The sequence below is a fragment of the Paenibacillus cellulositrophicus genome, assembly GCF_009363095.1.
GTDB lineage: Bacteria > Bacillota > Bacilli > Paenibacillales > Paenibacillaceae > Paenibacillus_AQ > Paenibacillus_AQ favisporus.
Genome location: NZ_CP045295.1, coordinates 2,906,043 through 2,928,805 on the forward strand (window position 1 = coordinate 2,906,043; position 22,763 = coordinate 2,928,805).

Sequence of the window (22,763 nt, forward strand, 5' to 3'; positions counted from 1 at the left end):
CTATGCTCATGTCCGCATCAGGAGGACAAGGGTAGCCGGCAGGTGAACTATGGAGCGGTTCACTATTACAATTGTCTAACAATTGTCCGCCCCGGATTGACTTTGACCTCAGGCTTGCATAGGATATAGAGTAAAATTTTATATGTTTCGTAAACGAAGCCTGGAAGTTAAACTTAATATAGTAAAGTATTTATAAGGAGGGGCACGCATGAACATGACATCCCGTAACGACGTACATCTTCCCCGCCCCCTGCCCGATACACCATTACCGTTATCTACGCGAATGATTCGCTTTAAGCATATTTTGGTGGCACTGCTCTTGTCCGTTGTATTTTTCCTGCTCTTCTGTTTCATTGCGCTGCATGCCTACATCGCCTGGGTGTTGTCCAATCCGACAGTCGCCCCCTTGTACTCCAATCCGATGCAGGCCAAGTCCATGAAATACGAGGACATCACTTTCCCGGCCCATGACGGCAGCCGGATGATGCAGGGCTGGTACATTCCAGCCGCAGGATCAACCAAGACGATCGTGTTCAGTCACGGGTACGGCGCCAACCGGGAGGAAACCTGGATCCCGATGTACGATTTGGCACATTTCGCCCACCGCTTAAATTTTAACGTCATTATGTTCGATTACGGTTTCGCTTCCCAGAACAGCAAAGCCGTCGCGACGGGCGGCAAGGTGGAAGCCCAGCAGCTGCTGGGGGCCATCGATCTGGCCAAGCAGCGCGGGGCCAAGCAGATCGTGGTATGGGGCTTCTCGATGGGCGCCGGCACCGCCCTTCAGGCCGGACTGCAGACGAAGGATGTCGACGCCATGATTCTCGACAGCACCTTCCTGCTCGAGCCGGATACGCTGTACCATAACATCAAAAATCAGATCGACCTGCCGCGGCATCCGTCGCTGGAGATTCTGCAGCTGCTGTTCCCGGTACTGAACGGCACGAGCCTGAACCAGATTCCATACCAGCAGGTCAAAAAAGAGGATTATCCGTTCCCGATCTTCTTTATCCACGGAACGGAGGACGAGAAGGCGCCTTATCCAATCGCGGAAAAGCTTGCCTCCAACCAGACCAATCCGTATTCGGACGTCTGGATTGTGAAAGGCAGCCACCACGAGCTGATCTTCCGCGAGCACTCGCGTGAATACCTGCGCCGGGTGTCCACCTTCCTTGGCAATATCAAGCTGGCTGAGCAGAAGGATATCGACAATGACCCTATGATAAGAAAAACGTCTATCGACGTACCTTCAAAGAAGACAGACCGCGATTAGCTGAAGTTTTTCTTGCGATTATAGAATGGTTCAGCTTTCGCTGAAATTTATAAATTCTATAATCTTAAGAAAAACGTCTATCGACGTACCTTCAAAGAAGACAGACCGCGATTAGCTGAAGTTTTTCTTGCGATTATAGAATGGTTCAGCTTCGCTGAAATTTATAAATTCTATAATCTTCAAAAAATAGCTGGTACAAACAAAAGAGGGCACGCCCCCTTCCGGGCGTGCCCTCTTTCTATATTGCCGTCATTATTCTTTGATCAAAGACAGAAACTCCGCTCTCGACGCCGGGTCTTCACGGAAAATGCCGCGTACGCCGGAAGTCACCGTCTTGCTGCCCGGCTTCTTCACGCCCCGCGAACACATGCACAGATGCTCGCCTTCCACGACGACCATCACACCATGCGGCTGCAGCACATCGACCATAATGTCGGCGATTTGGGACGTAATCCGCTCCTGTACCTGCAGACGGCGGGTGACCGCCTCGACCAACCGGGCCAACTTGCTGAGTCCGGCAATTTTCCCGCTCGGAATGTAGCCGATATGGACCTTGCCGAAAAACGGCGCCATATGATGCTCGCATTGGCTGTAATACACGATATCCTTGACGATCACCAGTTCCTCATGATTTTCGTCAAAGGTCACGCCCAGCACATCACGCGGGTCTACCTCATATCCGGCAAAAATTTCCTCATACATCCGGGTAACGCGGGCGGGTGTCTCAAGAAGCCCTTCCCGCTCGGGATTTTCACCGATCAGCTTCAAAATTTGCTCGATATGGTACTCGATCTTCTCGCGGTTTTCACCAACCCGCGCGTTCACGTAATCTTTAACGCCAGCCACAGCACTTCCTCCTATCGCTACCCCCTGCTTCTCTGTAGACGTTCTATGCCGAGGGGATTATTTCTTCTTGCGGCCTTGACCTTGTGCCGGGCCTTTCTTGCCGGAAAACTGCTGATTTTTCATCATCTGCTGCGCTTTCTGCATCTGGCGCCCGTTCAGGTTGTAACCCATTTGCTTGGCCATCTTTTGAAGCATTTGCGGGTCATTTTGCATTTTTTCCATTTGCTTGCGCAGATAATACACGCCGATAAAAAACCCGCCGACCAAGCCGACGATCAGCGTAATAATTGGAATTACATATTGCATATTCCGCCACCCCTATAAGTATAAATCGATTCCTTGCGCGTGCCTGAGCAGCACGAACCTATCATAGCATGTCCAAATGCGGCTCGCAAATGAATTCTAGGCCAATACAGCCTCGATAAATACGGTCGTTTCCTGCGCCAAATCCAGCTCTTTAATATCCAAATGACCCGCTTCGCCGCGCACGATCCGGACGACCGGACGTCCCGGCAGCCCCCGGTGCTGACGGACGACAAGCCCCGTCTCCTTGTTCGACAGCCTGACGGCCGTCCCGTTGGGATAGATCGACACCATCCTCGTAAACTGGACCAGCACGCCGTGGTCGAGCTGCTTTTCCGACATGGCCATCATTTGCTCGCAGGCTTCATGCGGCATCAGCCTCCGGCCCGAAGGCTTCAGCGGATGAATCATCCGGTCGTAAGCGTCCGCAGTGGCGACGATTTTGGCATATAAATGAATCTCGTCTCCGGTCAGTCCCCGGGGAATGCCCAAGCCGTCTACCCGCTCATGATGCTGAAGGGCGACGTGGGCGATCAGGAGGCCGAACTCCCTTTTGTTCTTGAGCTTCTCGAAACCGCGCCAGGTGTGATGGCTCTTGGAATCCGGGAACAGCTCGTCTCCCTCCCGCATGCCGTTCTTACCGATATCATGCAGCAGGGCGCCCGTAGCGAGCTCTTTGACCTGCTGATAATTCAGGCCCATATTGACGCCCATTACTGTGGACAGCAAGCATACATTCATCGCGTGAACATACTGGGCGTTGTCAGCGGTCCGGACATCCGTTAGCTGCACGAGCAGCTCCTTGTTGTCCATCACGTCCTCGAGGAGATGGTCCACACTCGCGCCGATCAGCTGGGTGTTCCATTCCTTCCCGGACCGCACCGCTTCAAAAGCGTCGCTCATCTCCTGAATCAAGCCCTGTTTGGTCGCTTCGCTGAGAATGTCCTCCGTATCCACGTCCGCGTACAGCGGATCCTGAATGTAGAGCATCGTGACCCCGATTCGGTTCAGCGTACTGATCATATACACGGTAAGCTGGACTCCCGCCGACAGCAGTACCGTCCCATTCCCGGAATAGATGGTTTTCCCCAAAAATTGACCGGGCTCCACACTTTCAATGCCTACATACCTCATGAACGTTCCCCCGATTGGTTACTTAATCGGCCCATCCCTTTCTTTCGGGCAGGGAGTTCTCCAGGGTCAAGAGATGGCGCTTGATCTCCATCCCTCCGCCATATCCTACGAGACTTCCGTCAGCGCCGATCACCCGGTGACACGGGACGATCAGCGGTACGGGATTTTTGTTGTTGGCACCGCCGACGGCACGGACGGCCTTCGGTCTGCCAATCGCATTTGCGATATCTGCATAGGATCGGATCTCTCCATAAGGAATATCGGCAAGCGAGCTCCAAACCTGAAGCTGGAACGGCGTTCCCCGCATATCCAGCTGCACGTCGAACGTCTTGCGTTCCCCGGCAAAGTACTCACCCAGCTGGCGCTTCGCCTCTGCCAAACGGTCGTCATCCTGAACGAAATCACCGCCGCCGCACCAGGTGCGGGACCATTTCTGGAGAACCGCCTCCTTGACGTTAAACGGTCCGAACTCGATCAGGCACAGCCCTTTCTCCGTTGCGCACAGCGTCAACGGGCCGATCGGAGAAATCATCTCCGAATAATAGACCGTTTCCTTCTCGCCTCCCAGACCGGGAGAAAAATCATCCGCAGCCATTTCGGCATCTGCGGGTTGTCCGCTTCCAGCGGGCTGAAGCTTTTCCTGCGCTTCGCTCATCATGTCTATCACCTTCTCGTCTTGTTCTGAAGCCAGACCTTTATTCAGCCAATTCAAAGCTTCTTCCCCTCCTATCCGGCCCAAAGACCACGCTGCGGCACCCCGCAGTTCCGGTCTTGGGTCTTCCAGCAGCACCCGGCCGAGGCGGGGCACCGCCGATGTATCCTTGAAGTTGCCGAGCGCAATCACGGCGTTGCGCTGAATCGGCTTGCGGCCGCGCCAGGCGGCTGCGCTTTCCCCAAACTTCTCCTTGAACTCCTTATTGCTCAAATCCAGAATAGGCAGCAGCAGCGGCTTGTCCTTCTCGGGATCCGGCAGCAAATATTCATGATGCGTCCAGTTCTTCCCCTTGTTCTTTGGACAGATGACCTGGCAGGTATCGCATCCATACAGCCGGTTGCCGATCTTGCGCATCACCTCGTCCTCCAGAAAGCCCTTGGTCTGGGTCAAAAAGGAGATGCACCGCTGCGCATTGAGCTGGCCGGGGCCGACCAGCGCTCCCGTCGGGCATGCGTCGATGCACATCGTGCAGTCGCCGCAGTCCTCCGTGACGGGCGTATCCGGCGGAAACGGAATGTTGGTCACCATCTCCCCGAGATAGATCCATGAACCCCATTTGGGCGAAATGATGCAGCAGTTCTTCGCGCTGAAGCCGATGCCGGCCCGCTCCGAAACCGCCCGGTCCACCAATGCCCCGGTATCCACCATGCTCTCCATCACCGCATCCGGCACCCGCTCCCGGATAAACGCCTCAAGCTTGCCCATAGCGTCCCGCAGCACCTGATGGTAATCCCGCCCCCATGCCGAACGGGCGAGGATCCCCCGGTATTGTCCAGGCACCTGCTTGGGCTTGTGTTCCATTTTGGATGGATAGGCTACGGCGATAGCAATGAGAGAGGCGGGCTGTGCATCGGGGAGTGCCGGGGTGACGCGTTTGTCCAGATCCGGCTCTTCAAAGCCGGATTCGTAACCAAGCTTGCGGTGGTTCTCGAGAATTGATTTCAGAGAGACAAACGGGTCAGCCGAAGCAAAACCGATATCGTCAATGCCGAACCCGGCCGCCGCCTCTTTAATGTCCTGTTTCAGCTGCTCCCACGGCGAAGCCGAAGGAGCGTACGCAGCCTGTGGTTTACTTGATGTCATTTCTCCTTGCGGCCTCCTTTCCGTTAAGAGTCGTTCCATAATGTCTTACAGCGATCTCGCTTTGGACAACGGCCAGAAAATAAATTCGGCCCGCCCCACGATGGCGCTCGCTTCCACGCTGCCGAAGGAACGGCTGTCCCGGCTTGCGCCGGCATGCCGGTTGTCCCCCATCACAAAATAGTGATCCTTGTCCAGCTTGACCGGGCCGAAATCCGCATCCTGAATTTCCACCTCGGTGTAAGGCTCGCTCTGCTCCTTACCGTTCACGTACAGCTTGTGGCTCTTCACTTCCACGGTGTCACCCGGCACGCCGATGATCCGCTTCACCAGAAATTCCTTTTTCTCCGGACCGTTGCTCGGGTCGCGAAGCACGACGACCTCGCCATGCTTCGGTGCGGTAAAATCATATACGATCTTATCGACAAACAGCCGTTCCTGCTCTACCAGCGTCGGCTGCATCGACTGCCCGCGGACCATGGACAGGTTAAAAACGAATAAATTCAGCAGCATCATAATGACAAATGCGATAACCAGTGTTTTGGCCCAGTCCCAAAATTCAGACAGCCAGCCGCGCTTGCCTGCCTGCTCTCCCGGCGTTGTAACCGGAACCGGCTCGGGGCGGCCTTGCTCACGCTGATCGACTTGATTCATGCTACACCTCATTTTTATGACAAATTCCCATATATACAGAAAAGCATATCTTCGGGCCTTTTGCAACGGCGCGTAGATATGCTCAAGTATAGTAAATATTGCTTATTCACGATATGGATGTACGTTTTCTCCATAATACCAAAGGGTCGTTATCTCTATTGCGGCGCGACAATGCTGAGTTTCTGGAATGCCTGCAGCACCTTGTTGGCCCCGTAGCCCATCGCCTCATACAGAGGCATCGCGGCCTTGTTATGCTCGTCTCCTGCAATCATAATTCCGCTGACCTTACGCTGCTGGAACCGGCCTTCCATCATGGTGACCAGTGCCTTGCCAATTCCCTTGCGGCGGTAATCCGGATGGATGGCAATACGATAGTAGAAGCCGTGGTTATGCTCGATCGTGCCGATCAAGGCACCGACGATCTGTTCATCCTCTTCTGCAACCACAATCAGGTCGGAATCCCAGTAGAGCTGCCTGGAGAAAGGTTCGATCGTATTGTCGTAGCATTCTTCGGATAACGCGATTTGCAGCAGCTCGTTGACACGAGTCGCATCACTTAACTGAAAGGAACGAACATGCATGTTTAAATCTCCCTTTTCGTTAGCTTTATAGGATTAAGGGGATTTTCAGGGAAAACAAAAAAACCCTCTAATCCAAGGTATAGTATTACGACAAAAACCGTGAAAATCCTTCTTTATCATCCATTAAACCATAGTTTACTTTAAAAAACACGCGTTTTCTTTTGAAAGCGCTTTATGGCAAGCGTTTTCATTCTATCATCTGTAAATTTCCCATATAATGGACTAGTTTTGCGGCATAATCCTTCGGGATTTGGGTAAAGGATAACAAATGCGTCTTTCGGCGTACCTACACGAAATCCAAAAAAGTTTTTTTCTCGCGATGAAAGAATGGCTCCGCCCGCCTGGATCCTTTGAGGTTCCCACAGGAAAAGTCTGCGGTCAAGTCCGTTCCAATACAGCTGGCAAGCCCGCCTCAGGATTAATTCGACTTTGTAAACATAAATGTTGATTTAATCGAAAAAATACGGTTTAATAGAAATGGAATCACGTTCCATGCTACATACTTATGCCGATAAAGGGCTCTTTTGGACAACAAAAGCGTTCCTTTATTCATATGAATCAGCCACCTGCGTTGATTCTACCCAAAAAAACATTAACAGGAGGTATTTATTATGGCATTTCAATTACCACCACTTCCATACCCGAATGATGCGCTCGAGCCGCACATCGACGCTCAAACGATGGAAATCCATCACGACCGTCACCATAACACTTATGTAACGAACCTGAACGCGGCTCTGGAAAATGCTCCTGAACTGCAAAACAAAAGCCTTGAAGAGCTGATCTCCAACCTGGACAGCGTACCTGAGAACATCCGTACAGCCGTTCGCAACAACGGCGGCGGACACGCTAACCACTCCCTCTTCTGGGAAATCATCGCCCCTAAAGGCGGAGACAAGCCAAACGGCCTTCTGGCTCAAGCGATCGACAGCGAGCTTGGCGGCTTGGACAAATTCAAGGAAGAATTCACCAAAGCGGCTACAACCCGTTTCGGCAGCGGCTGGGCTTGGCTCGTCGTAGACAAGAACGGCAAACTGGCTGTAACAAGCACGCCTAACCAAGACAACCCGCTGATGGAAGGTCAAACACCGGTCCTCGGTCTGGACGTTTGGGAGCATGCTTACTACCTGAAATACCAAAACAAACGCCCTGACTACATCGCAGCGTTCTGGAACGTTCTGAACTGGGATGTTGTCAGCAAACGTTACCAGGAAATCGTACAGCCGTAAGCTGTACCTTCCCGGAAATAAAGGGGCTGCCCCCAAAGAACTGCTTTGCAGTTTCTTTGACGGGCAGCCCCTTTTGCTTGTCTCTCAGCGAGATGATTCCCGGCTGCCGAGAATAGCACGCTTTGGTTAACATTTTAAACGATTAATCGGATGAATGTTGGAAATAGTTCTGTAAAATTTTTAAAAACACATTGGGAAAGGCGTAATGCTGCATATCCCGCTCATCGATCCATCGGTACTCTGTCTGGACGGACGGCTCGCTGCTGTCCCCGGCCGCGTACATTGCCTTCAGCTCGGCTGCCTGCGGCAGGTCCTCTTCGCGGCAGCGGTAGACCTGCAGGTTCCAGTGAATATGGCTGAAGGTATGCTCCGCGTCCGTTAAATGCGCGATCGGCCGCGCAGCGATGCCTTCCTCGAGCAGCGCCCCGGCGAGGATATCCATCGCCGGCTCGTCCGGCAGACGCCCGCTGCGCGCCGCCGGCGTCTGCAAATGCGGCAGCTCCCACATGCGGGCGAGCAGCCCTTCCTGCGGACGCTGGCGGATCAGAACGCGGCCGCTATGATCGCCGCGGCCCTCCACGAGGGCCACCACCCGATACTCGGGCCGCGGCGGCTTCGCCTTGGTCTTGACCGGCAGCTGCTCCTCCTTGCCTTCCTGCCTGGCGGAGCAGTGCTCCATCACCGGGCAGGTGAGGCAGTGCGGCGACTTGGGTGTGCACACCAAGGCGCCCAGCTCCATGAGCGCCTGGTTGAAGTCCGATGCCCGGCCGTCCGGGATCAGCTCCACGACCAGGCTTTCCATAAAGGCGCGTGTGCTTCCTTTCATGATATCTTCCTCAATCAGGAAGTATCGCGACAGCACCCGCATCACATTGCCGTCAACGGCCGGCTCCGGCTTGTTGAAGGCAATGCTCAGAATCGCGCCGGCCGTATACGGGCCGACCCCCTTCAAGGCGAACACGGACGCCTTGTCGTCCGGCACCATACCGCCGTGCAGTTCCTTCACCTGCCTGGCCGCAGCCTGCAAATTGCGGGCCCTGGAGTAATACCCCAGGCCTTCCCAGCATTTGAGCACATCTTGCTCAGGGGCATCGGCCAAATCTTCTACCGTCGGAAACCGCTCGATGAACCGGTTGAAGAACGGAATGACCGTGTCCACCCGCGTTTGCTGCAGCATGATTTCCGACACCCAAATATAGTAGGGATTGCGGTGGCGCCGCCACGGCAAATCCCGTTTATGCTTGTCGTACCATTCCAGCAGGTTGATGCTGAAATGCCGTTTCTGCTCCATTGAACTTATCGAACTGCTCATGAGGTCCTTCATACCTTTCTGGCTGGCTTGATCATGAGCCGGCCTATTCCCGCTTCTCTATAACAGCGAAGGCGGAAGCCAGCTCGGTCTGGTGGGAGATCGATAGATGGATTACATATTCCGGCTCGCCCGGCAGCTCGAGGCGCTCCCAAGCCTGCTCGTTCAGCACCACGACGGGTTTGCCGCTCTCATCGGGAAGCACTTCCATGTCCACAAAGCCGATTACCCCGCCGATGCCGCAGCCAAAGGCTTTGGAGATAGCCTCCTTGGCGGCGAAGCGCCCGGCGACAAACTCGGTCAGGTTTCCGCCGCGTTTCTTGGCTTCCTCCCTTTCACGGGCCGTCAGCACCCGCTCCATAAAACGGAAGCCCTGACGGCTGCCGAGAAGCAGCCCAACCCGCTTGATTTCCAGCACATCGTGCCCGATTCCGTAAATCAATGCCCCGCACCTTCCCTTCCATGACATACAAATCCTATTGTAACAGGTGCACGTCCCAAAAACGAGCCGCTTGTGAATAGGCGGCTTTTACCAGCTGTTCTTCCTGGAACGATCCCCGGCAATACCTCAAAAGCTGTAGCGCACACGAAAAATGCGGAGCCCTTCGCCGGGCTCCGCATTCCTGTTACCGTCTACGATTTATATGGTGCTCCGCGCCAGCAGCCGCGCACCGTATCCCTCCAGCTTGATGCTTCCGGCGACGGGCTCGCCGCCAAGCAGATCGCGGTATTCCCGCTCATCCAGATCCACCTGCTTGTCCTCACCCGTGAAGTTCAGGACAAACACATAGTCCGTGATGCCGTCCGACCTAAGCTGGACCGTAACCCCTTGCGGAAGCTCGGTATCCAGCACCGGGCTGACACCCGCTTCCCGAATAAGGCGGGCATAGAAATCGCCGTAGAACGGCTCCTTCGCGCGTGAGGCGAGGTAATAGGCTTTGCCTTGTCCAAACGAATGTACCGTCAGCACCGGACGCCCCGCGTAAAAATCGTCGCCGTACTCCGCCAGCACCTGGGCGCCTTTAGGATGAATCAGGTCGCACAGGTCGTACAGCTCATAATCGCCTTCGAGGCCCAGGCCGTTGTCCTGGACGGGGATCATCCGATTGAACTCGCCCTCATGCAGGCCGTCGATCTCTTCGGACCAGATGCCGAGCGTCTTGCGAAGCGGTCCGGGGAATCCGCCCAGATGGCACAGGTCGCTCTCATTGACGATGCCGGACCAGTAGGTAGCCACCAAGGTGCCTCCACCGGCCACAAACGCCTCCAGCGCGGCACCGGCTTCCGCCGTGCACAAATACATCATCGGGGCGACGATCAGCTTGTACCTCGAGAAGTCGTCGCCGGAACCGATGACGTCCACGGGCACGCCCATGTTCCAGAAGGCGCGGTAATGCTGCATCACCGTGCCTTCGTAGTCAATTCCCCGGTTCAGCGGGCCCTGGGAATCTTTCACGGCCCAGCGGTTGTCCCAATCCGCGATAATGGCCGTCTCCGCCGGCACGCCGGAACCGGTCACCGCGGCGATTTGCTCCAGCAGGCCGCCCAGCCGGGCTACATCCTGGAACACCCGCGTGTGCTCGTGCCCGGCGTGGTCGACGACGGCGCCGTGAAACTTCTCGCTGGAGCCGCGGCTCTTGCGCCACTGGAAATACTGCACGGTGTCCGAGCCATGAGCTACGGCCTGCAGCGAGGAGAGCAGATGCATGCCCGGGCGCTTCAGCTTGCTGACCGGCTGCCAGTTCGTCAGGCTCGGCGTGCTCTCCATCAGCATAAACGGCTGCCCGCCTTTCAGCGAACGAAACAGGTCGTGGTTAAAGGAGAACCAGGATGCGAGCTTGCCCGGGTCCTGCTTGTCATGCCACGTCGGATAGGCGTCCCAGGAGATGACGTCCAGGATATCCGCGAATTTGCGGTAATCCAGCCCTTCGAACCAATCCATCATGTTCGTGGTCGCAGGAAGGTCCGGCCGGATCGCCTTGAGCGGAGCGATTTCCTGTTTGCAGAAGTCCACGGTTTGGTCCGTGACGAACCTTCTCCAGTCCAGATTGTGGCCGTGGACCATCTTTTCCCCGTGCCCGGCGGGAGATTCGATCTGGGACCAGTCCGTATACGTATGGCTCCAGAACGACGTCCACCAAGCCTGATTCAAAGCCTCCAGCGATCCGTAACGCGCCTTCAGCCACTCGCGGAACGCTTCCTGGCAGTAATTGCAGTGGCACTCCCCGCCGTATTCATTGGAAATATGCCAGCCGATCACGGCCGGATGGTTCGCATACCGCTCCGCCAGCTTCGTATTGATGATCCGGGTCTTCTCCCGGTATACGGGCGAAGAATAGCAGTGGTTATGGCGCCCGCCATGCAGATTGCGCACCCGGTTCTCCCCTACGCGCAGCACTTCGGGATACTTTTGCGACATCCATGCAGGCCTTGCGCCGCTGGGGGTTGCCAGCCATGCATAAATTCCGTTTGCGGCAAACCGGTCCAGCACCTGGTCGAGCCAATCGAACGTAAATACGCCTTCCTCCGGCTCCAGCGCAGCCCAGGCAAAAATGCCGATGGCCATCACGTTGCATTTGGCCAGCTTCATCAGCCGGATGTCCTCTTCAAGCACTTCCGGATTATGCTGCCATTGGTCCGGGTTATAGTCAGCCCCATGCATGAATCCTGAAATTTGTGGGCTGATCGGTGGATAGGATTTTTTCATATGAATACAAGCCTCTTTTCTGTTATGGGGTATAAAGCGCCGGGAGCGGATAACCGTCATGATCAAACAGCGTCAGATTGCTCCAATTGTTGGCATGGCCGACAGACCATACCTGCTGCGACGGGATCCAGCACGGCTCCCAATAATAGAAGCCCAAGCCCCGGCCGTCCGGCGTGCGGCGGATGATGTCGGTTAGCGCTTTCAAATAAGCCTGCTGGCCTTCCGGCGAAACGGGGAACGCGGACGGCAATGCTTCATCATTCTCCACGATGAAGGGAAATCCTTCCCTAGTCCGAAAAGTCCATGGGTAAGCCGTTTCCACGACGACGATGTCCCGCCCAAACCGCAGAGACAAATCCTGCAAATTCCGTTCGAGCTGCTCCAGCGGACCGTGCCACCATGGATAGTACGATAATCCGATCACGTCACGAGGAACCCCCTGCTCCTCCATCCGCTCAAAAAAGGTCAGGCTGCCTTCCGGATCGCCGCCGCGGTCGATGTGCAGCATCACCCGAACTGATCGGTCCACCGCCCGCACAGCGCTTGCGCCGGATTTGAGAAGCCCGCACAAGCGGGCCCATGGCTCCTCATCCGCACCGGCCTCCGCTTTCGGATCCACCTTCGCATCCGGCCAGAGCATGCCGTTCGTAATTTCATTTCCGATCTGAACCATATCCGGCAGGGCACCGCCGGCGCGCAGCACCGCCATCACTTCGTACGTATAATCGTAAACGGCCTGTTCCAGCGCCGCCCCGTGCAGTCCTTCCCAGGCGGCAGGCTTCCACTGGTTCGCCGGGTCGGCCCACTTGTCCGAGTAATGAAAATCCAGCAGCAGATGCATGCCGAGCTCCTTGACCCTTTTGGCCATTATCAGAGTCCGCTCCAAATTGCAGTAGCCTCCCGGCGGGTCGTTCCAGATCCGCAGCCGGATGGAGGTGGTGCCGCTGCGCTGCAAAAGCTCAAGAACGTCCACCTTGTCCGGACCCTCATGAAACGTGCCTCCCCCCTGTTCGATCTCATCCAGGAAGGACACGTCCATGCCCTTGATCCACATCTTTTCGATTTCCATGCCCTGCCTCCTATTCCTTAACCGAGCCCATGACTAGGCCCTTGACGAAATATTTTTGCAAAAACGGATATACCAGCAGCACCGGCACCGCGCCGATGAAGATCTGGGCGGCGTTGACCGTTTTCTGCGAGAGCAGCGCCACCTCTTTCGGATCGATGCTCATGGTGCTCATATCCTTCTGCACAATGACCGTCTGCAGGAAGGTCGCCAGCGGAAACTGCTTGGCATTGTTCAGGTACAGCAGCCCGTCGAACCACGAGTTCCAGTGAAACACCATGCTGAACAGCGCCAGCGTTGCGATCGAAGGAAGCGATACCGGCAGAAAAATCGAGAAGAGGGTACGGAAATGCCCGGCACCGTCGATAAACGCCGCTTCCTCCAGCTCTTTCGGGATCCCCCGGAAAAAGTTCAGCAGCAATATTGTGAGATACACGTTGACCGCCCCTGGCAGAACGAGCACCCAGAAGGAGTTGATGAGATGCAGCTTCTGGATGACGATATAGAACGGCACCAGCCCGCCGCTGAAGATCATCGTGAACACGAACACCCAGGAGTACACGTTTCTCGCCCGGAAGACCGAAGCTTCCTTCGACAGCGGATAGGCCGCCAGAAAGGCCAGCAGCAGCGTGAGCGCGGTGCCCAGCACCGTACGCTTTACCGAAACCCAGATGGAGTGCAGGAACACAGGGTTGTCGATCGTTTTTTTGTAGGCCTCCGTCGAGAACTGCACCGGCCAGAGGCCGACCAGATTGGCGTCCGCCGCCGACTTGGCGCTGAACGACACCGCCAGCACATGCAGCAGCGGAATGATGCACATCAGCGACAGGCACAGCAGCACCAGGGTATTGGCGACCGAAAATATGCGGTATGAAGCGGTTTTATGATACATCCTTCTGATATCCCCCTCTTAAAAAATCCGGTAGTTCGCCAGCTTGTAGGCCAGCCGGTACGAAATGAGGATCAGGATCATCGATATGACCGACTTGAACAGACCGATCGCCGTGCCAAGCCCCATCTCTCCGTTCAGAATCGCGGTACGGTACACGAACGTGTCGATGATATCCCCTTTCTGGTACACAAGCGGATTGTACAGGTTGAAAATTTGGTCAAAGCCCGCGTTCAAAATGTTGCCCAGCGCCAGCGTTCCGACGACCACTGCGATCGGCAGCATGGACGGAATCGTAATATGGAGCGTCTGCTTCCAGCGGGTTGCCCCGTCAACCTCCGCCGCTTCGTAAAGGGACGGATTTACGTTCGCGAGCGCAGCCAGGAATACGATCGTGCCGAAGCCGAACTCCTTCCATACGTCCGAGGCAATGACGGTAAACCGGAACCAGTTGTTATCGCCAAGGAAAAAGATCGGCTGGATGCCGAACCAGGAGCTCAGGATGCGGTTCAGAAACCCGCCGTCCGTGGACAGAAAATCCAGCAGAATGCCTCCCAGGATGACCCATGACAAAAAGTGGGGCAAATAGACCAGCGTCTGAACGAAACGCTTGAAGAACGCCCTGCGCACTTCGTTGAGCAGCAGCGCAAACGTAAACGGCGCCAGCAGGTTCAGCACGATCTTGAGTGCGGAAATGATCAGCGTATTCCAGATCACCTCCATACTGTCCTGCCGTTCAAACAGCATGCGGAAGTTGTCCAGTCCAACCCACTCGGATTGGGTGAAACCGAGCCAGGGCTTAAAATTTTGAAAGGCCATGATGATCCCCGCCATCGGCACATAGCTGAAAATGACCAGAAACACCAGCGCCGGCAGCAGCATGACGTGCAGCGGCCAGGTTCTTTTTAGACGGTTCATAAAAGGTCGTTCCCCCCTCTTGGAATGCCAATTTCTCTTTTGGTACCGTCATTATAGCAACCGCCCAAATGTCGTCGTAGCTCATAAAACCAACATAAATGGCACTATTGCAACCAATTGCAGGCATGGATCCGCGAAGGGCTTGTCCCCCTGCTGAGCCTTGCCTCCGCCAATGGAGAGTTCATGAAGCCAAGCATGCCGAATCCAAAAAACCGGTGAAAATCAAATTGATTTTCACCGGTTTCCTGCTCACTCATTCTATTATCGGGACTCCAGGCTGGCCGGGCTGTTGGCATGCGCCGCCTCGCCATGGGTGCCGGCTTCCTGCGCTTCGCGCTGATCGAACATTCTGCCGATTTTCCAGCCGATGCCTATATTCAAAACCGCCATCGCTCCAAATAAAACCACATCACCCCAGGGCTCCGGCAGCAGCAGATCGGCAAGCAGCCACCCTCCGGTCATGGCAGCCCCCATCACTGCGCCCTTTACGGACGACCTTAAATTCATTTTTCCCATTCGACACACTCCCCCGCCTGTTTCCTTATAACCTGAATCGACAAGCAATAGGCCTGCACGCCAAAGTTCTTTGTTTCCTGCCTTTTGTGATATATATGTCGTGGACAAAATCGAATATTCCCGTATAACCGTTAAAAAGCCCCTGGCTCCCCATCTGTATAAGCTCACTTCTTCCGTGACACAATAACGTAAGTTTAAAAACATACTCCGAAGGAAGGTAGCCTCAATGAGACAACAGTTAAGAATCGGTGTATTGATTGCAGGCATGTCTTTGATGCTGGCTGCTCCGGCCTTTGCTTATGGGGCGGCTGGAACGGCGCAAGACGGCGGAAATGGCGGCATGGGCACCGGTATGGGCACGGGAACCCTCGGAACCGAATCCACCGGTGGTTCGCATTACCGGGTGAACAATGTCGGAACGACATCCCAATACCATGTCAGCGTATATGGCACAGGAACAGGCAGCCAATACTTGAATACGAATTACGGAACGAACAACACCGGCCGGATGGGAACAAACAACTACACCGGATCCAATACGAATTTGCTGACTGACAATAACCGAATCCGGACGAACGCAGCGACGGACAGGAACCGCGGCGGAGGCTGGGGTTGGCTCGGACTGCTGGGTCTGATCGGATTAGCCGGCATGCGCAAAGGAAACCCGGAACGAGACCGCGGTTAGTTTACCCTAAATAGTCAGCTATCATAAAAATCCCTGACTTACTTAAAATGTAGGTCAGGGATTTTTGGTGCTTCGACTCCGGTCGATCAATCAACAGCACATTCAGTTGTGTATCGCTATCTAAATGGCTGTAGAGTGAGCCGGACGTTCATCATATTTAAACGGAATATGCTTCGGGTCTTCAGCGGCAGGCTGAACAAAACCGGCCGGAAGGGTATCGCCCCAAGTTAAGCGCCCCTCGACGAATTTGGACATCCGGGTCTCGAAAAAGGCCGGCCGCTGCTTCCACACCTTTTTGGCAACGGTCACGGTAAATTCCCCTCGCTTGTTCGGAATGGTGACGGAATAAGGGACATCCTTGGGCAGACTCAGTCCGACCAGAACTCCGGTGTACATCGCGCCAGACGATGTCCGGCTCACCAGATACGGAGGATGATCCGTGATGACCGTACCCTCTTCCGGCAGTGTGATGTCGATCTCCACGCTCGTGTTCTCGGGCATCTTGAATACCCTGCCTTCAGGAAGCGTGTACCTCTTGGTGCCGATCGTGACCGACAGATTTGTTTCTTCATCCTCAGGCCAATAGAAAATGGAATATCTGCCGTCCTGATCGGTCGGCGTCGATTTTCCGAAGCCTTCGCCTTGATCCCGGTCAAACCAGACCACTGCGTTCTCGACCGGTCTGCCGTTCGCGTCTTTGACAACCCCGCCCATCCGGTATTTATCCACTTGAAAATAAGATACGACGTCACCGCTGCCGGCGATGACCCGTCCGTGAACCTGGACCTTGGACGCATCCTCAGGATCGTCTTCCACCTTCAGCACCTCAATCGGATAATTTACGCTGAGCATGGCCGAAGCAGTAAGAAGCCGCTTCGACATTTCCGGCGTTAGATGTTTCCCGGATACGGTGGCGTCCTTAAGGGAAGCGATGCTGATTTTAGTCTCAGCCAGGAGGCTCTGGTCAACGGTCAGGGTGAACGATCCGTCCTTCCCTGTGGGAACGTCAATTTGGCTCTGGCTCGTATGCACCGTGGCGCCGGCCACAGGCTGATTGTCGAGGAGCAGCCTGCCGTGAACGGAGGTCATATGGGACCCGTCCGACTTCCACTGCTTAAGCCGCAAGGACGACGAATCAACCGTCAGCTGTACGCCATGGTCCGCCGCTTGCGACGATGCACGAGCCTCCGAGGATACCGGCTTCGAGGGCATCCCGGCACATCCGGCAAGACATACCGTCATGATCAAAATGGACAGTCGCTGCAAATACCACATGGATTCGATTCCTCCCCTTTATGATAGACGTTTTTCTTTTGCGCAAATAAACAGGGGCAAAGCCATAGGCTCTCCCCCCGCTTCATGAACCTTATTTTTTCTGGTGAGCGTTTGTGTCTTCCGCCGTACCCGCTTTGCCTTGGGTTTTGTCGCCGCCAAGACCGAATACGAACACTTTCGGTTTGGGACCGCCGGATGTAAAGGCCATATATTGTTTGTCGTCGACGACGAAAATCGCCGGCGCTGCTTGAATGCTGCTGCCCGTCGTCTGGAAGGTCCAGATGACCTTGCCGTTTTTAATATCCAGGGCGTTGATCTTCCCGTCGAGCTCGCCGTAGAAAGCCAGTCCCGTCGTCGTGCTCGTAAAGCCTCCGCGCATCGGATCCTTCGTCTTGATTTGGTAGGCTTTTTTACCGGTATTCACGTCCATCGCCGTGATCGTGCCAAACGGCACATCATTCGCTGGGGCCGAGGTCGTCGTACCGAACGCGGCCGCTCCGGGCATGTCCGGTGTCGAGGCTTCCGTCTGGCTTTTCGCTGACTTGATGACGGCCCCCTGTTCCACACCCGGAATCAGCACGTAATTCGTTGCGGGATCATACGTTTCGGGAGCATAGTTCTCGCCGCCGAGCACGCCAGGATACACGGTGACGCCCTCCGGTGTCGGCTTCGGATGATCGATCTTGGCAAAAGGAACCCCGTCCCAAACGACAGCGCCGGTCTTGGCGTCCCATGCATACCATTGTCCCGACTTCCCGCCCTGCACGACGATTTTTTGCTGCTTGCCTTTGACGGTGGCATTCAGGATCATCGGCGAAGCCGCGGCGTCATAATCCCAGAGGTCATGGCTGATTTCCTGCTTCGCCCAAATCAGCTTGCCCGTAGCGGCGTCGACGGCGACCACCGAGTCCGTGTGCGGATTGTCTCCCGGCCGGGACTCGCCGTAAAAGTCAGGCGCCGGGTTGCCCACGGCAAAGTACATGATCCCTGTCTCCTCATCGATGGCCGGCGGATTCCATACCGCGCCTCCGCCCTGGAATTTGCTGTTCGCGAGCCAGTCCTGGCCTTTAGGCGGGACCGTGTAGAAAGGAGAAGCCCAGGCAGGCGACAGATCGCTTGCTTTATAGGCGTTGACAAACCCGCGGATGCCGTTGTCCCCGCCGCTGCTGCCGATATAAATGTTGCCTTTGTAATACACAGGCGCGGTCGTTTCGTAATAACCGTTCTCCAGCGTCACACCTTTGATGGACTCGGAGATCGGCACCATTTTGATCAGCTTGCCGGTCTTCTGGTCCAAGGACACAATCTGATTGTCGACCGTCAGCATGAACACTTTACCTTCCCCAACAGCGACGCCGCGGTTGGCAATGATCCCCGACTTGCTGAATGTCGCAGCTTGTTCTGCGGACGGCTTCCAGTGCCAGATTTGACTGCCGGTCGCGCCGTCGAAGGCGAATACCTGATTCCCGGCGGTCGTAATGTACACGATGCCGTCGACGAACACCGGATAGCACTGATTCCCGTTCTTGACGTCTTTGTCAAGCTCCTTCAGGTCCGCGCTCCAGATCACGCCAAGATCCTTGACGTTGGCCGCGGTCACCTCTTTATAAGGGACATGGCGGGTATTTTTCAGATCGAATCCATAGGTGCCGAAGTTTTTAAAAGAGGTGCCCGTCACTTTTCCCGGCGTCGTGGATGGTTTGTTTTCGTTTGTATTTTGCGCCGGAGCCGGGGTCGCTGCGTTATTGTTCTTATTCGTATTACAGCCGCTTAGAGCTAGGCTTGTACTTAAAAGGGCTGCGCCAATCATCACGTGAGTTTTTCTCATGTTGGAACGATCTCCTCATTTTTTCATTAGAAGCGTTGTAACGTAATATTTCCTGCAAGACCAAAAATCATGCAGAAAAAATATACAGCCCTGCGTACATACACCTGGTTTGCACCCAAGCAGCATTTCCGGCTGATGTCATGCAGGTATAAAAGCGGCTCGAATCGGTCATCTTGAAGAAGAAGAAACACACCACCCAGATTTGCATTCAAGGAGGACGACGATGAAACCGAAACTCCGTTTGATCTTTACGATAGCGCTGCTCTCGATCGTATTGGTATTAAGCGCATGCGGCAAAAGCAATAACGGTACGGCGGCTCCGCCTGCCAACAATACAGCCCCGTCCACCGGCGGCGGACAAACCAAAGAAATTACCGTGACAGCGAAAAACTTCGCTTTTGACCCGCCCAATATCGATCTGAAAGCCGGCGACACGGTCAAGCTGACCTTTAAAAACGCGGATGGCGTACACGGCTTCGAAATTCCTGACCTGAACGTCAATTTGCAGGACGGACAAACAGCCACCTTTACCGTAGACAAGGCCGGGACTTACGACTTCAACTGCTCGATCCAATGCGGCTCAGGCCACGACAATATGACGGGTACGATTACGGTATCCTAAGACCAAACAAAAAAGGAGCCCATCCCAAGATGGAACTCCTTTTTTTCGATTTATGGCTTGTGGAAAGCTGCAGGAAGCAGACATTAGGTCGCCGCGGGCAGGTGCTTCAAATAAAAACGATACCAGTTGCCGCAGATAAAGCCTTCTACGTCCTCCTCGCTGTAATGTTTCTGCAGTAAATTGACCAGATCATGATATTTACCCGCATGCTCCAGACCGATGATCTTTTCACGGATACCGTCAAAATCCGATCCCAGCCCGATATGCCGGCGGCCCCCAAGAGAGCAGATATGGTCGATGTGCGCGAGCAGCCGGTCCATCGTTACCGGTTCCTCCGCATGGACAAAAGGCGGCACAAAGGTGACCCCGATGACGCCGTCCGCCCGGATGATGGAGCCAATCTGCTCATCGCTCAAGTTTCTGCGGCGCGGGCATATTTTGCCGGCATTGGAATGGGAGGCGATGAGCGGCTTCGCGGACAGCGACGCCAGCTCCCAGAACGCTTTTTCCGAGAGATGGGACACGTCCAGGATCATGCCCAGACGGTTGCATTCCTGAATCAGCTGCCGGCCCTTCTCGGTCAATCCCGCTCTCCTGGACTCCATGACGCCGTCCGCCGCCCAATTGGCGTAATTCCAGGTGATGCCGATACTCCGGACGCCCAGATGATGCAGAATCCGCACATAGGCCAGGTTTCCCTGCAGCGCATCGACTCCTTCAAGCGATAGCAGCGCCCCGGTCAAGCCGTTCTTCTCTGTGTATTCGAGGTCTTCCTTGGACCGTATAAAATGGATGGGGCCGCTTGCGAGCACCTTCTCATGAAACAGGTCAATGCTCTCCAGCACATAACGAAACTCTCCGGCATACTTCTCAGGCAAATAGACGGCAAAATTCTGGAACCCGATGCCGGACTTTTGCATGCGTTCCAGCGTGACATCCAGCAAATCTTGTTCGTGTACAAAATCCAGCTGCGGATGCTCGAGCAGTTTGCTCAGCACATCGCAGTGGGCGTCAAATATGGTCACCGGTCATTCCTCCGTTCTTCTTGAACCTGCCGCGATAGGAATAAGAAGGCACAGGGCGATGAGGCGCAGTAACGGATGGTTCATCGTGGTCTTGATTGAGGGAAGATAAAATATCGGATATCAGTTCGTGATGAGGCGACCACTGGCAGACAGGATCCGCCTGCCGCGCGTCGCCGGCCAACAGGTAAGCTTGGCAGCGGCATCCGCCGAAATCGCGGAAACGGTGTTCACAGCTCCGGCAGGGCTCCGCCATCCAGTCGAAGCCGCGAAAGCTGTTAAAGGCGGCGGATTCCCGCCATATCCATTCGAGGCTCCGCTCTTTAACGGATTCGAAGGTCAAGGTATGAATGCTGGATGCCGCGGTGCAGGGCAGCACGGTTCCGTCGGGCGTCACCGTCATCGAAATTTCGCCCCACCCGCCCATGCAGGGTTTTGGGAAATCCTCATAGTAATCCGGGAGAACCCAGATCAGTTCAATCTGGCGGTCAAAGCGCGCTTTGGCCCGAAAAAAAGCTTCCTCAGCCGCCGCGAGCTGCGCTCTGGTCGGCAGCAGATGCTGGCGGTTAAGCAGCGCCCAGCCGTAGTACTGGGTATTCGCCAGCTCCAGCCGAATGGCTCCCCATGACACACACATCTCGATGATTTCCTCCACGAGGTGGATATTTTGCCTGTGCAGGACCACGTTCATATGTAAGGGGATCCCCGCCTCCCGGATCAAGGCAGCCGTTTTCTGTTTGAATTCGTGTGCCCGGGAGCCGGCAATCGCATCCGCCAGGCCTGGCTCGGACGCCTGTATGCTGAGCTGCATACTGTCGACCCCCGCGTCCACCAGCTGCTGCATGCGTTTCTCTGTCACGCCAACCCCGCTGGTAATGACATTTACAAAAAAACCCAGTTCACGGGCCTGCCGGATCAGCTGGTCCACGTCCGGTCTCATGAGCGGCTCGCCGCCTGTCAGGTGAAGCTGCACGACCCCGAGCTCACTGGCTTCCGTGAATACCCTGATCCATTCCTGTGTGCTCAGCTCATGCTCCCTTTTGGCGAGCTCTACCGGATTCGAACAGTAGGCGCAATGAAGGGGGCACCGGTGGGTAATTTCCGCCGACAGGGCATACGGTATGCTTACGGACACTTTTCGATCCACCCCCGCTCAATGGCTTGCGTGAGAAACTCGAGAACATCCTCCTGCAGATTGGATTGATTGTATTTCGCCTCTAGCTCCCCGATGATTTGGTGAGCCGACCGCGTCCCGTCACACAGCCAAAGAATGGCCCCGGCCGTCGGATTCAGGTTGACAACGCGTTCGGGGAGCAGGAGCATATCGGTTTGCCTGGCTTTATCGAACTTCAGCCGTGCGGGACTTCGCAGCCTGAGCTGCTCTCGCTGCCCCCAAGCGATCATCGCTGTGCCTCCGCATCGGGATACGCCAGACTTAACGCATCCAGAATGGCCCAGAGGACATCGCATTTAAAGTGCAGGGCGGATATGACCTGCTCCTGCTCGCCGCGATCTTTGCATTCGCGCAGAACGAGTTCCAGACCGTGGTCCGCGTCACGCGGTGCCTGATGCAGCCTCGCCTGGAAATACTCCAGTCCTTCCGGACGGATCCATGGATACAGCTGTTCAAACACGGCGATTCGCTGAGAGATGAGGACGGGAGCGAACAATTCCGTCAAGGAGGAAGCTACGGCAATGAGCCACGGCTGCAGGCGGCAGAAGTTCACGTAGGCATCGACTGCAAACCGGACGGCAGGAAGGACATGGCGCTCATCCAGCATCTCCTCTCTCGGAATGCCGACGGCTTCGCCAAGGCGGATCCAGGCTTCGATCCCTCCTTCGCTCCCTTCTGTTCCGTCATGGTCCACAATGCGCTGTATCCAGTGGCGGCGCTCCTCCCTGGAGGGCAGCTTCGAAAGGATGATGGCATCCTTGACGGGAATATTTTTCTGATAATAAAACCGGTTCGCCACCCAAGCCCGAAGCTGCTCGGGACTCAGCTTTCCTTCATGCATGCGTACGTGATAAGGATGCTTGTCGTGATAGCGCTGTTCCCCGACCTGGCGCAGCCTCATCGTTAATTCTTCGTTCGAGAGCAAATGCTGGTTCAT

23 protein-coding genes are annotated in these 22,763 nt (G+C 55.3%); 4 read left to right on the plus strand and 19 right to left on the minus strand.

The genetic code is table 11. The annotated features are described in order from the left end of the window. Positions 1-208 precede the first annotated feature (208 nt). The gene (locus tag GCU45_RS13060) at positions 209-1,273 is read left to right on the plus strand and encodes an alpha/beta hydrolase (RefSeq protein ID WP_145138100.1); all 1,065 of its coding nucleotides are present in this window, start codon (positions 209-211) and stop codon (positions 1,271-1,273) included. A gap of 252 nt (positions 1,274-1,525) precedes the next feature. Here the strand turns inward: GCU45_RS13060 and folE are convergent, their stop codons facing one another. The 6 genes from folE to GCU45_RS13090 all read right to left on the minus strand — a co-directional run bounded on the left by folE (position 1,526) and on the right by GCU45_RS13090 (position 6,586). Continuing rightward, positions 1,526-2,119, minus strand: a complete 594-nt coding sequence (folE, locus tag GCU45_RS13065; protein ID WP_105444339.1) for a GTP cyclohydrolase I FolE — start codon at positions 2,117-2,119, stop codon at positions 1,526-1,528. 57 nt (positions 2,120-2,176) lie between these two features. Continuing rightward, complete coding sequence (locus GCU45_RS13070; RefSeq protein WP_076175831.1) at positions 2,177-2,425, minus strand: YneF family protein; 249 nt, start codon at positions 2,423-2,425, stop codon at positions 2,177-2,179. 96 nt (positions 2,426-2,521) lie between these two features. Beyond that, complete coding sequence (locus GCU45_RS13075) at positions 2,522-3,556, minus strand: HD-GYP domain-containing protein (protein WP_152399263.1); 1,035 nt, start codon at positions 3,554-3,556, stop codon at positions 2,522-2,524. 22 nt (positions 3,557-3,578) lie between these two features. After that, the gene (gene queG, locus GCU45_RS34390) at positions 3,579-5,354 is read right to left on the minus strand and encodes a tRNA epoxyqueuosine(34) reductase QueG (RefSeq protein ID WP_280117535.1); all 1,776 of its coding nucleotides are present in this window, start codon (positions 5,352-5,354) and stop codon (positions 3,579-3,581) included. 45 nt (positions 5,355-5,399) lie between these two features. Then, positions 5,400-6,005, minus strand: a complete 606-nt coding sequence (gene lepB, locus GCU45_RS13085; protein WP_076175838.1) for a signal peptidase I — start codon at positions 6,003-6,005, stop codon at positions 5,400-5,402. Positions 6,006-6,160: 155 nt separating this feature from the next. Then, positions 6,161-6,586 (minus strand): GNAT family N-acetyltransferase, encoded by a 426-nt coding sequence (locus GCU45_RS13090; protein WP_152399265.1) that lies wholly within the window; start codon positions 6,584-6,586, stop codon positions 6,161-6,163. Positions 6,587-7,197: 611 nt separating this feature from the next. On the opposite strand from GCU45_RS13090, the gene GCU45_RS13095 reads away from it, so the two are divergent. Continuing rightward, positions 7,198-7,815, plus strand: coding sequence for a superoxide dismutase (locus GCU45_RS13095; RefSeq protein ID WP_076175842.1), 618 nt, complete (start codon positions 7,198-7,200; stop codon positions 7,813-7,815). A 142-nt stretch (positions 7,816-7,957) separates the two neighbouring features. Here the strand turns inward: GCU45_RS13095 and mutY are convergent, their stop codons facing one another. The 7 genes from mutY to GCU45_RS13130 form a co-directional block, all read right to left on the minus strand. Continuing rightward, the gene (mutY, locus tag GCU45_RS13100) at positions 7,958-9,127 is read right to left on the minus strand and encodes an A/G-specific adenine glycosylase (protein ID WP_208837123.1); all 1,170 of its coding nucleotides are present in this window, start codon (positions 9,125-9,127) and stop codon (positions 7,958-7,960) included. A 43-nt stretch (positions 9,128-9,170) separates the two neighbouring features. Then, the gene (acpS, locus tag GCU45_RS13105; protein ID WP_152399266.1) at positions 9,171-9,566 is read right to left on the minus strand and encodes a holo-ACP synthase; all 396 of its coding nucleotides are present in this window, start codon (positions 9,564-9,566) and stop codon (positions 9,171-9,173) included. A gap of 198 nt (positions 9,567-9,764) precedes the next feature. Further along, entirely contained in the window at positions 9,765-11,831 is a 2,067-nt protein-coding gene (locus GCU45_RS13110; protein ID WP_152399267.1) for a beta-galactosidase, read from the minus strand. Between the two features lie 22 nt (positions 11,832-11,853). Continuing rightward, positions 11,854-12,900 (minus strand): glycoside hydrolase family 53 protein, encoded by a 1,047-nt coding sequence (locus tag GCU45_RS13115; protein ID WP_152399268.1) that lies wholly within the window; start codon positions 12,898-12,900, stop codon positions 11,854-11,856. A 10-nt stretch (positions 12,901-12,910) separates the two neighbouring features. Next, positions 12,911-13,789, minus strand: a complete 879-nt coding sequence (locus tag GCU45_RS13120) for a carbohydrate ABC transporter permease (RefSeq protein WP_076175851.1) — start codon at positions 13,787-13,789, stop codon at positions 12,911-12,913. A gap of 18 nt (positions 13,790-13,807) precedes the next feature. Continuing rightward, entirely contained in the window at positions 13,808-14,704 is an 897-nt protein-coding gene (locus GCU45_RS13125; protein ID WP_152399269.1) for an ABC transporter permease, read from the minus strand. Positions 14,705-14,965: 261 nt separating this feature from the next. After that, positions 14,966-15,220 carry a hypothetical protein gene (locus tag GCU45_RS13130; RefSeq protein WP_145026530.1) on the minus strand — a complete coding sequence of 85 codons (255 nt, stop codon included), beginning with the start codon at positions 15,218-15,220 and terminating at the stop codon, positions 14,966-14,968. A 226-nt stretch (positions 15,221-15,446) separates the two neighbouring features. Between GCU45_RS13130 and GCU45_RS13135 the strand changes: the two genes are divergently transcribed. Beyond that, positions 15,447-15,905: a WGxxGxxG family protein gene (locus GCU45_RS13135; protein WP_152399270.1), complete on the plus strand. Its 459-nt coding sequence runs from the start codon at positions 15,447-15,449 to the stop codon at positions 15,903-15,905. 120 nt (positions 15,906-16,025) lie between these two features. Here GCU45_RS13135 and GCU45_RS13140 read toward each other — a convergent pair whose 3' ends face one another. Both GCU45_RS13140 and GCU45_RS13145 read right to left on the minus strand, forming a co-directional pair. Beyond that, the gene (locus tag GCU45_RS13140) at positions 16,026-17,180 is read right to left on the minus strand and encodes a carboxypeptidase-like regulatory domain-containing protein (protein ID WP_152399271.1); all 1,155 of its coding nucleotides are present in this window, start codon (positions 17,178-17,180) and stop codon (positions 16,026-16,028) included. Between the two features lie 91 nt (positions 17,181-17,271). Next, on the minus strand, positions 17,272-19,008 hold the full coding sequence (locus tag GCU45_RS13145) for a pyrroloquinoline quinone-dependent dehydrogenase (protein WP_152399272.1): 1,737 nt from the start codon (positions 19,006-19,008) through the stop codon (positions 17,272-17,274). Between the two features lie 223 nt (positions 19,009-19,231). On the opposite strand from GCU45_RS13145, the gene GCU45_RS13150 reads away from it, so the two are divergent. Further along, on the plus strand, positions 19,232-19,630 hold the full coding sequence (locus GCU45_RS13150) for a cupredoxin domain-containing protein (protein ID WP_152399273.1): 399 nt from the start codon (positions 19,232-19,234) through the stop codon (positions 19,628-19,630). Between the two features lie 83 nt (positions 19,631-19,713). Here GCU45_RS13150 and GCU45_RS13155 read toward each other — a convergent pair whose 3' ends face one another. From GCU45_RS13155 to pqqC, 4 genes are read right to left on the minus strand one after another with little or no spacing between them, the layout of a single operon-like run. Further along, positions 19,714-20,655, minus strand: a complete 942-nt coding sequence (locus GCU45_RS13155; protein ID WP_152399274.1) for a dipeptidase — start codon at positions 20,653-20,655, stop codon at positions 19,714-19,716. After that, the gene (pqqE, locus tag GCU45_RS13160) at positions 20,642-21,787 is read right to left on the minus strand and encodes a pyrroloquinoline quinone biosynthesis protein PqqE (RefSeq protein ID WP_152399275.1); all 1,146 of its coding nucleotides are present in this window, start codon (positions 21,785-21,787) and stop codon (positions 20,642-20,644) included. Before pqqE ends, GCU45_RS13155 begins: the two co-directional genes overlap by 14 nt. Beyond that, complete coding sequence (pqqD, locus tag GCU45_RS13165; RefSeq protein WP_152399276.1) at positions 21,778-22,056, minus strand: pyrroloquinoline quinone biosynthesis peptide chaperone PqqD; 279 nt, start codon at positions 22,054-22,056, stop codon at positions 21,778-21,780. The genes pqqE and pqqD overlap by 10 nt, the downstream gene beginning before the upstream one ends. Then, positions 22,053-22,763 (minus strand): pyrroloquinoline-quinone synthase PqqC, encoded by a 711-nt coding sequence (pqqC, locus tag GCU45_RS13170; RefSeq protein WP_076175870.1) that lies wholly within the window; start codon positions 22,761-22,763, stop codon positions 22,053-22,055. Before pqqC ends, pqqD begins: the two co-directional genes overlap by 4 nt.

Bases quoted from the DNA above. Each gene is read 5' to 3' on its own strand.
- GCU45_RS13060 (WP_145138100.1), top strand. From the start codon at position 209: ATGAACATGACATCCCGTAACGACGTACATCTTCCCCGCCCCCTGCCC.
- GCU45_RS13070 (WP_076175831.1), bottom strand. From the start codon at position 2,425: ATGCAATATGTAATTCCAATTATTACGCTGATCGTCGGCTTGGTCGGC.
- GCU45_RS13075 (WP_152399263.1), bottom strand. From the start codon at position 3,556: ATGAGGTATGTAGGCATTGAAAGTGTGGAGCCCGGTCAATTTTTGGGG.
- queG (WP_280117535.1), bottom strand. From the start codon at position 5,354: ATGACATCAAGTAAACCACAGGCTGCGTACGCTCCTTCGGCTTCGCCG.
- lepB (WP_076175838.1), bottom strand. From the start codon at position 6,005: ATGAATCAAGTCGATCAGCGTGAGCAAGGCCGCCCCGAGCCGGTTCCG.
- GCU45_RS13090 (WP_152399265.1), bottom strand. From the start codon at position 6,586: ATGCATGTTCGTTCCTTTCAGTTAAGTGATGCGACTCGTGTCAACGAG.
- GCU45_RS13095 (WP_076175842.1), top strand. From the start codon at position 7,198: ATGGCATTTCAATTACCACCACTTCCATACCCGAATGATGCGCTCGAG.
- mutY (WP_208837123.1), bottom strand. From the start codon at position 9,127: ATGAGCAGTTCGATAAGTTCAATGGAGCAGAAACGGCATTTCAGCATC.
- GCU45_RS13110 (WP_152399267.1), bottom strand. From the start codon at position 11,831: ATGAAAAAATCCTATCCACCGATCAGCCCACAAATTTCAGGATTCATG.
- GCU45_RS13115 (WP_152399268.1), bottom strand. From the start codon at position 12,900: ATGGAAATCGAAAAGATGTGGATCAAGGGCATGGACGTGTCCTTCCTG.
- GCU45_RS13120 (WP_076175851.1), bottom strand. From the start codon at position 13,789: ATGTATCATAAAACCGCTTCATACCGCATATTTTCGGTCGCCAATACC.
- GCU45_RS13125 (WP_152399269.1), bottom strand. From the start codon at position 14,704: ATGAACCGTCTAAAAAGAACCTGGCCGCTGCACGTCATGCTGCTGCCG.
- GCU45_RS13130 (WP_145026530.1), bottom strand. From the start codon at position 15,220: ATGGGAAAAATGAATTTAAGGTCGTCCGTAAAGGGCGCAGTGATGGGG.
- GCU45_RS13135 (WP_152399270.1), top strand. From the start codon at position 15,447: ATGAGACAACAGTTAAGAATCGGTGTATTGATTGCAGGCATGTCTTTG.
- GCU45_RS13140 (WP_152399271.1), bottom strand. From the start codon at position 17,180: ATGTGGTATTTGCAGCGACTGTCCATTTTGATCATGACGGTATGTCTT.
- GCU45_RS13145 (WP_152399272.1), bottom strand. From the start codon at position 19,008: ATGAGAAAAACTCACGTGATGATTGGCGCAGCCCTTTTAAGTACAAGC.
- GCU45_RS13150 (WP_152399273.1), top strand. From the start codon at position 19,232: ATGAAACCGAAACTCCGTTTGATCTTTACGATAGCGCTGCTCTCGATC.
- pqqD (WP_152399276.1), bottom strand. From the start codon at position 22,056: ATGATCGCTTGGGGGCAGCGAGAGCAGCTCAGGCTGCGAAGTCCCGCA.
- pqqC (WP_076175870.1), bottom strand. From the start codon at position 22,763: ATGAACCAGCATTTGCTCTCGAACGAAGAATTAACGATGAGGCTGCGC.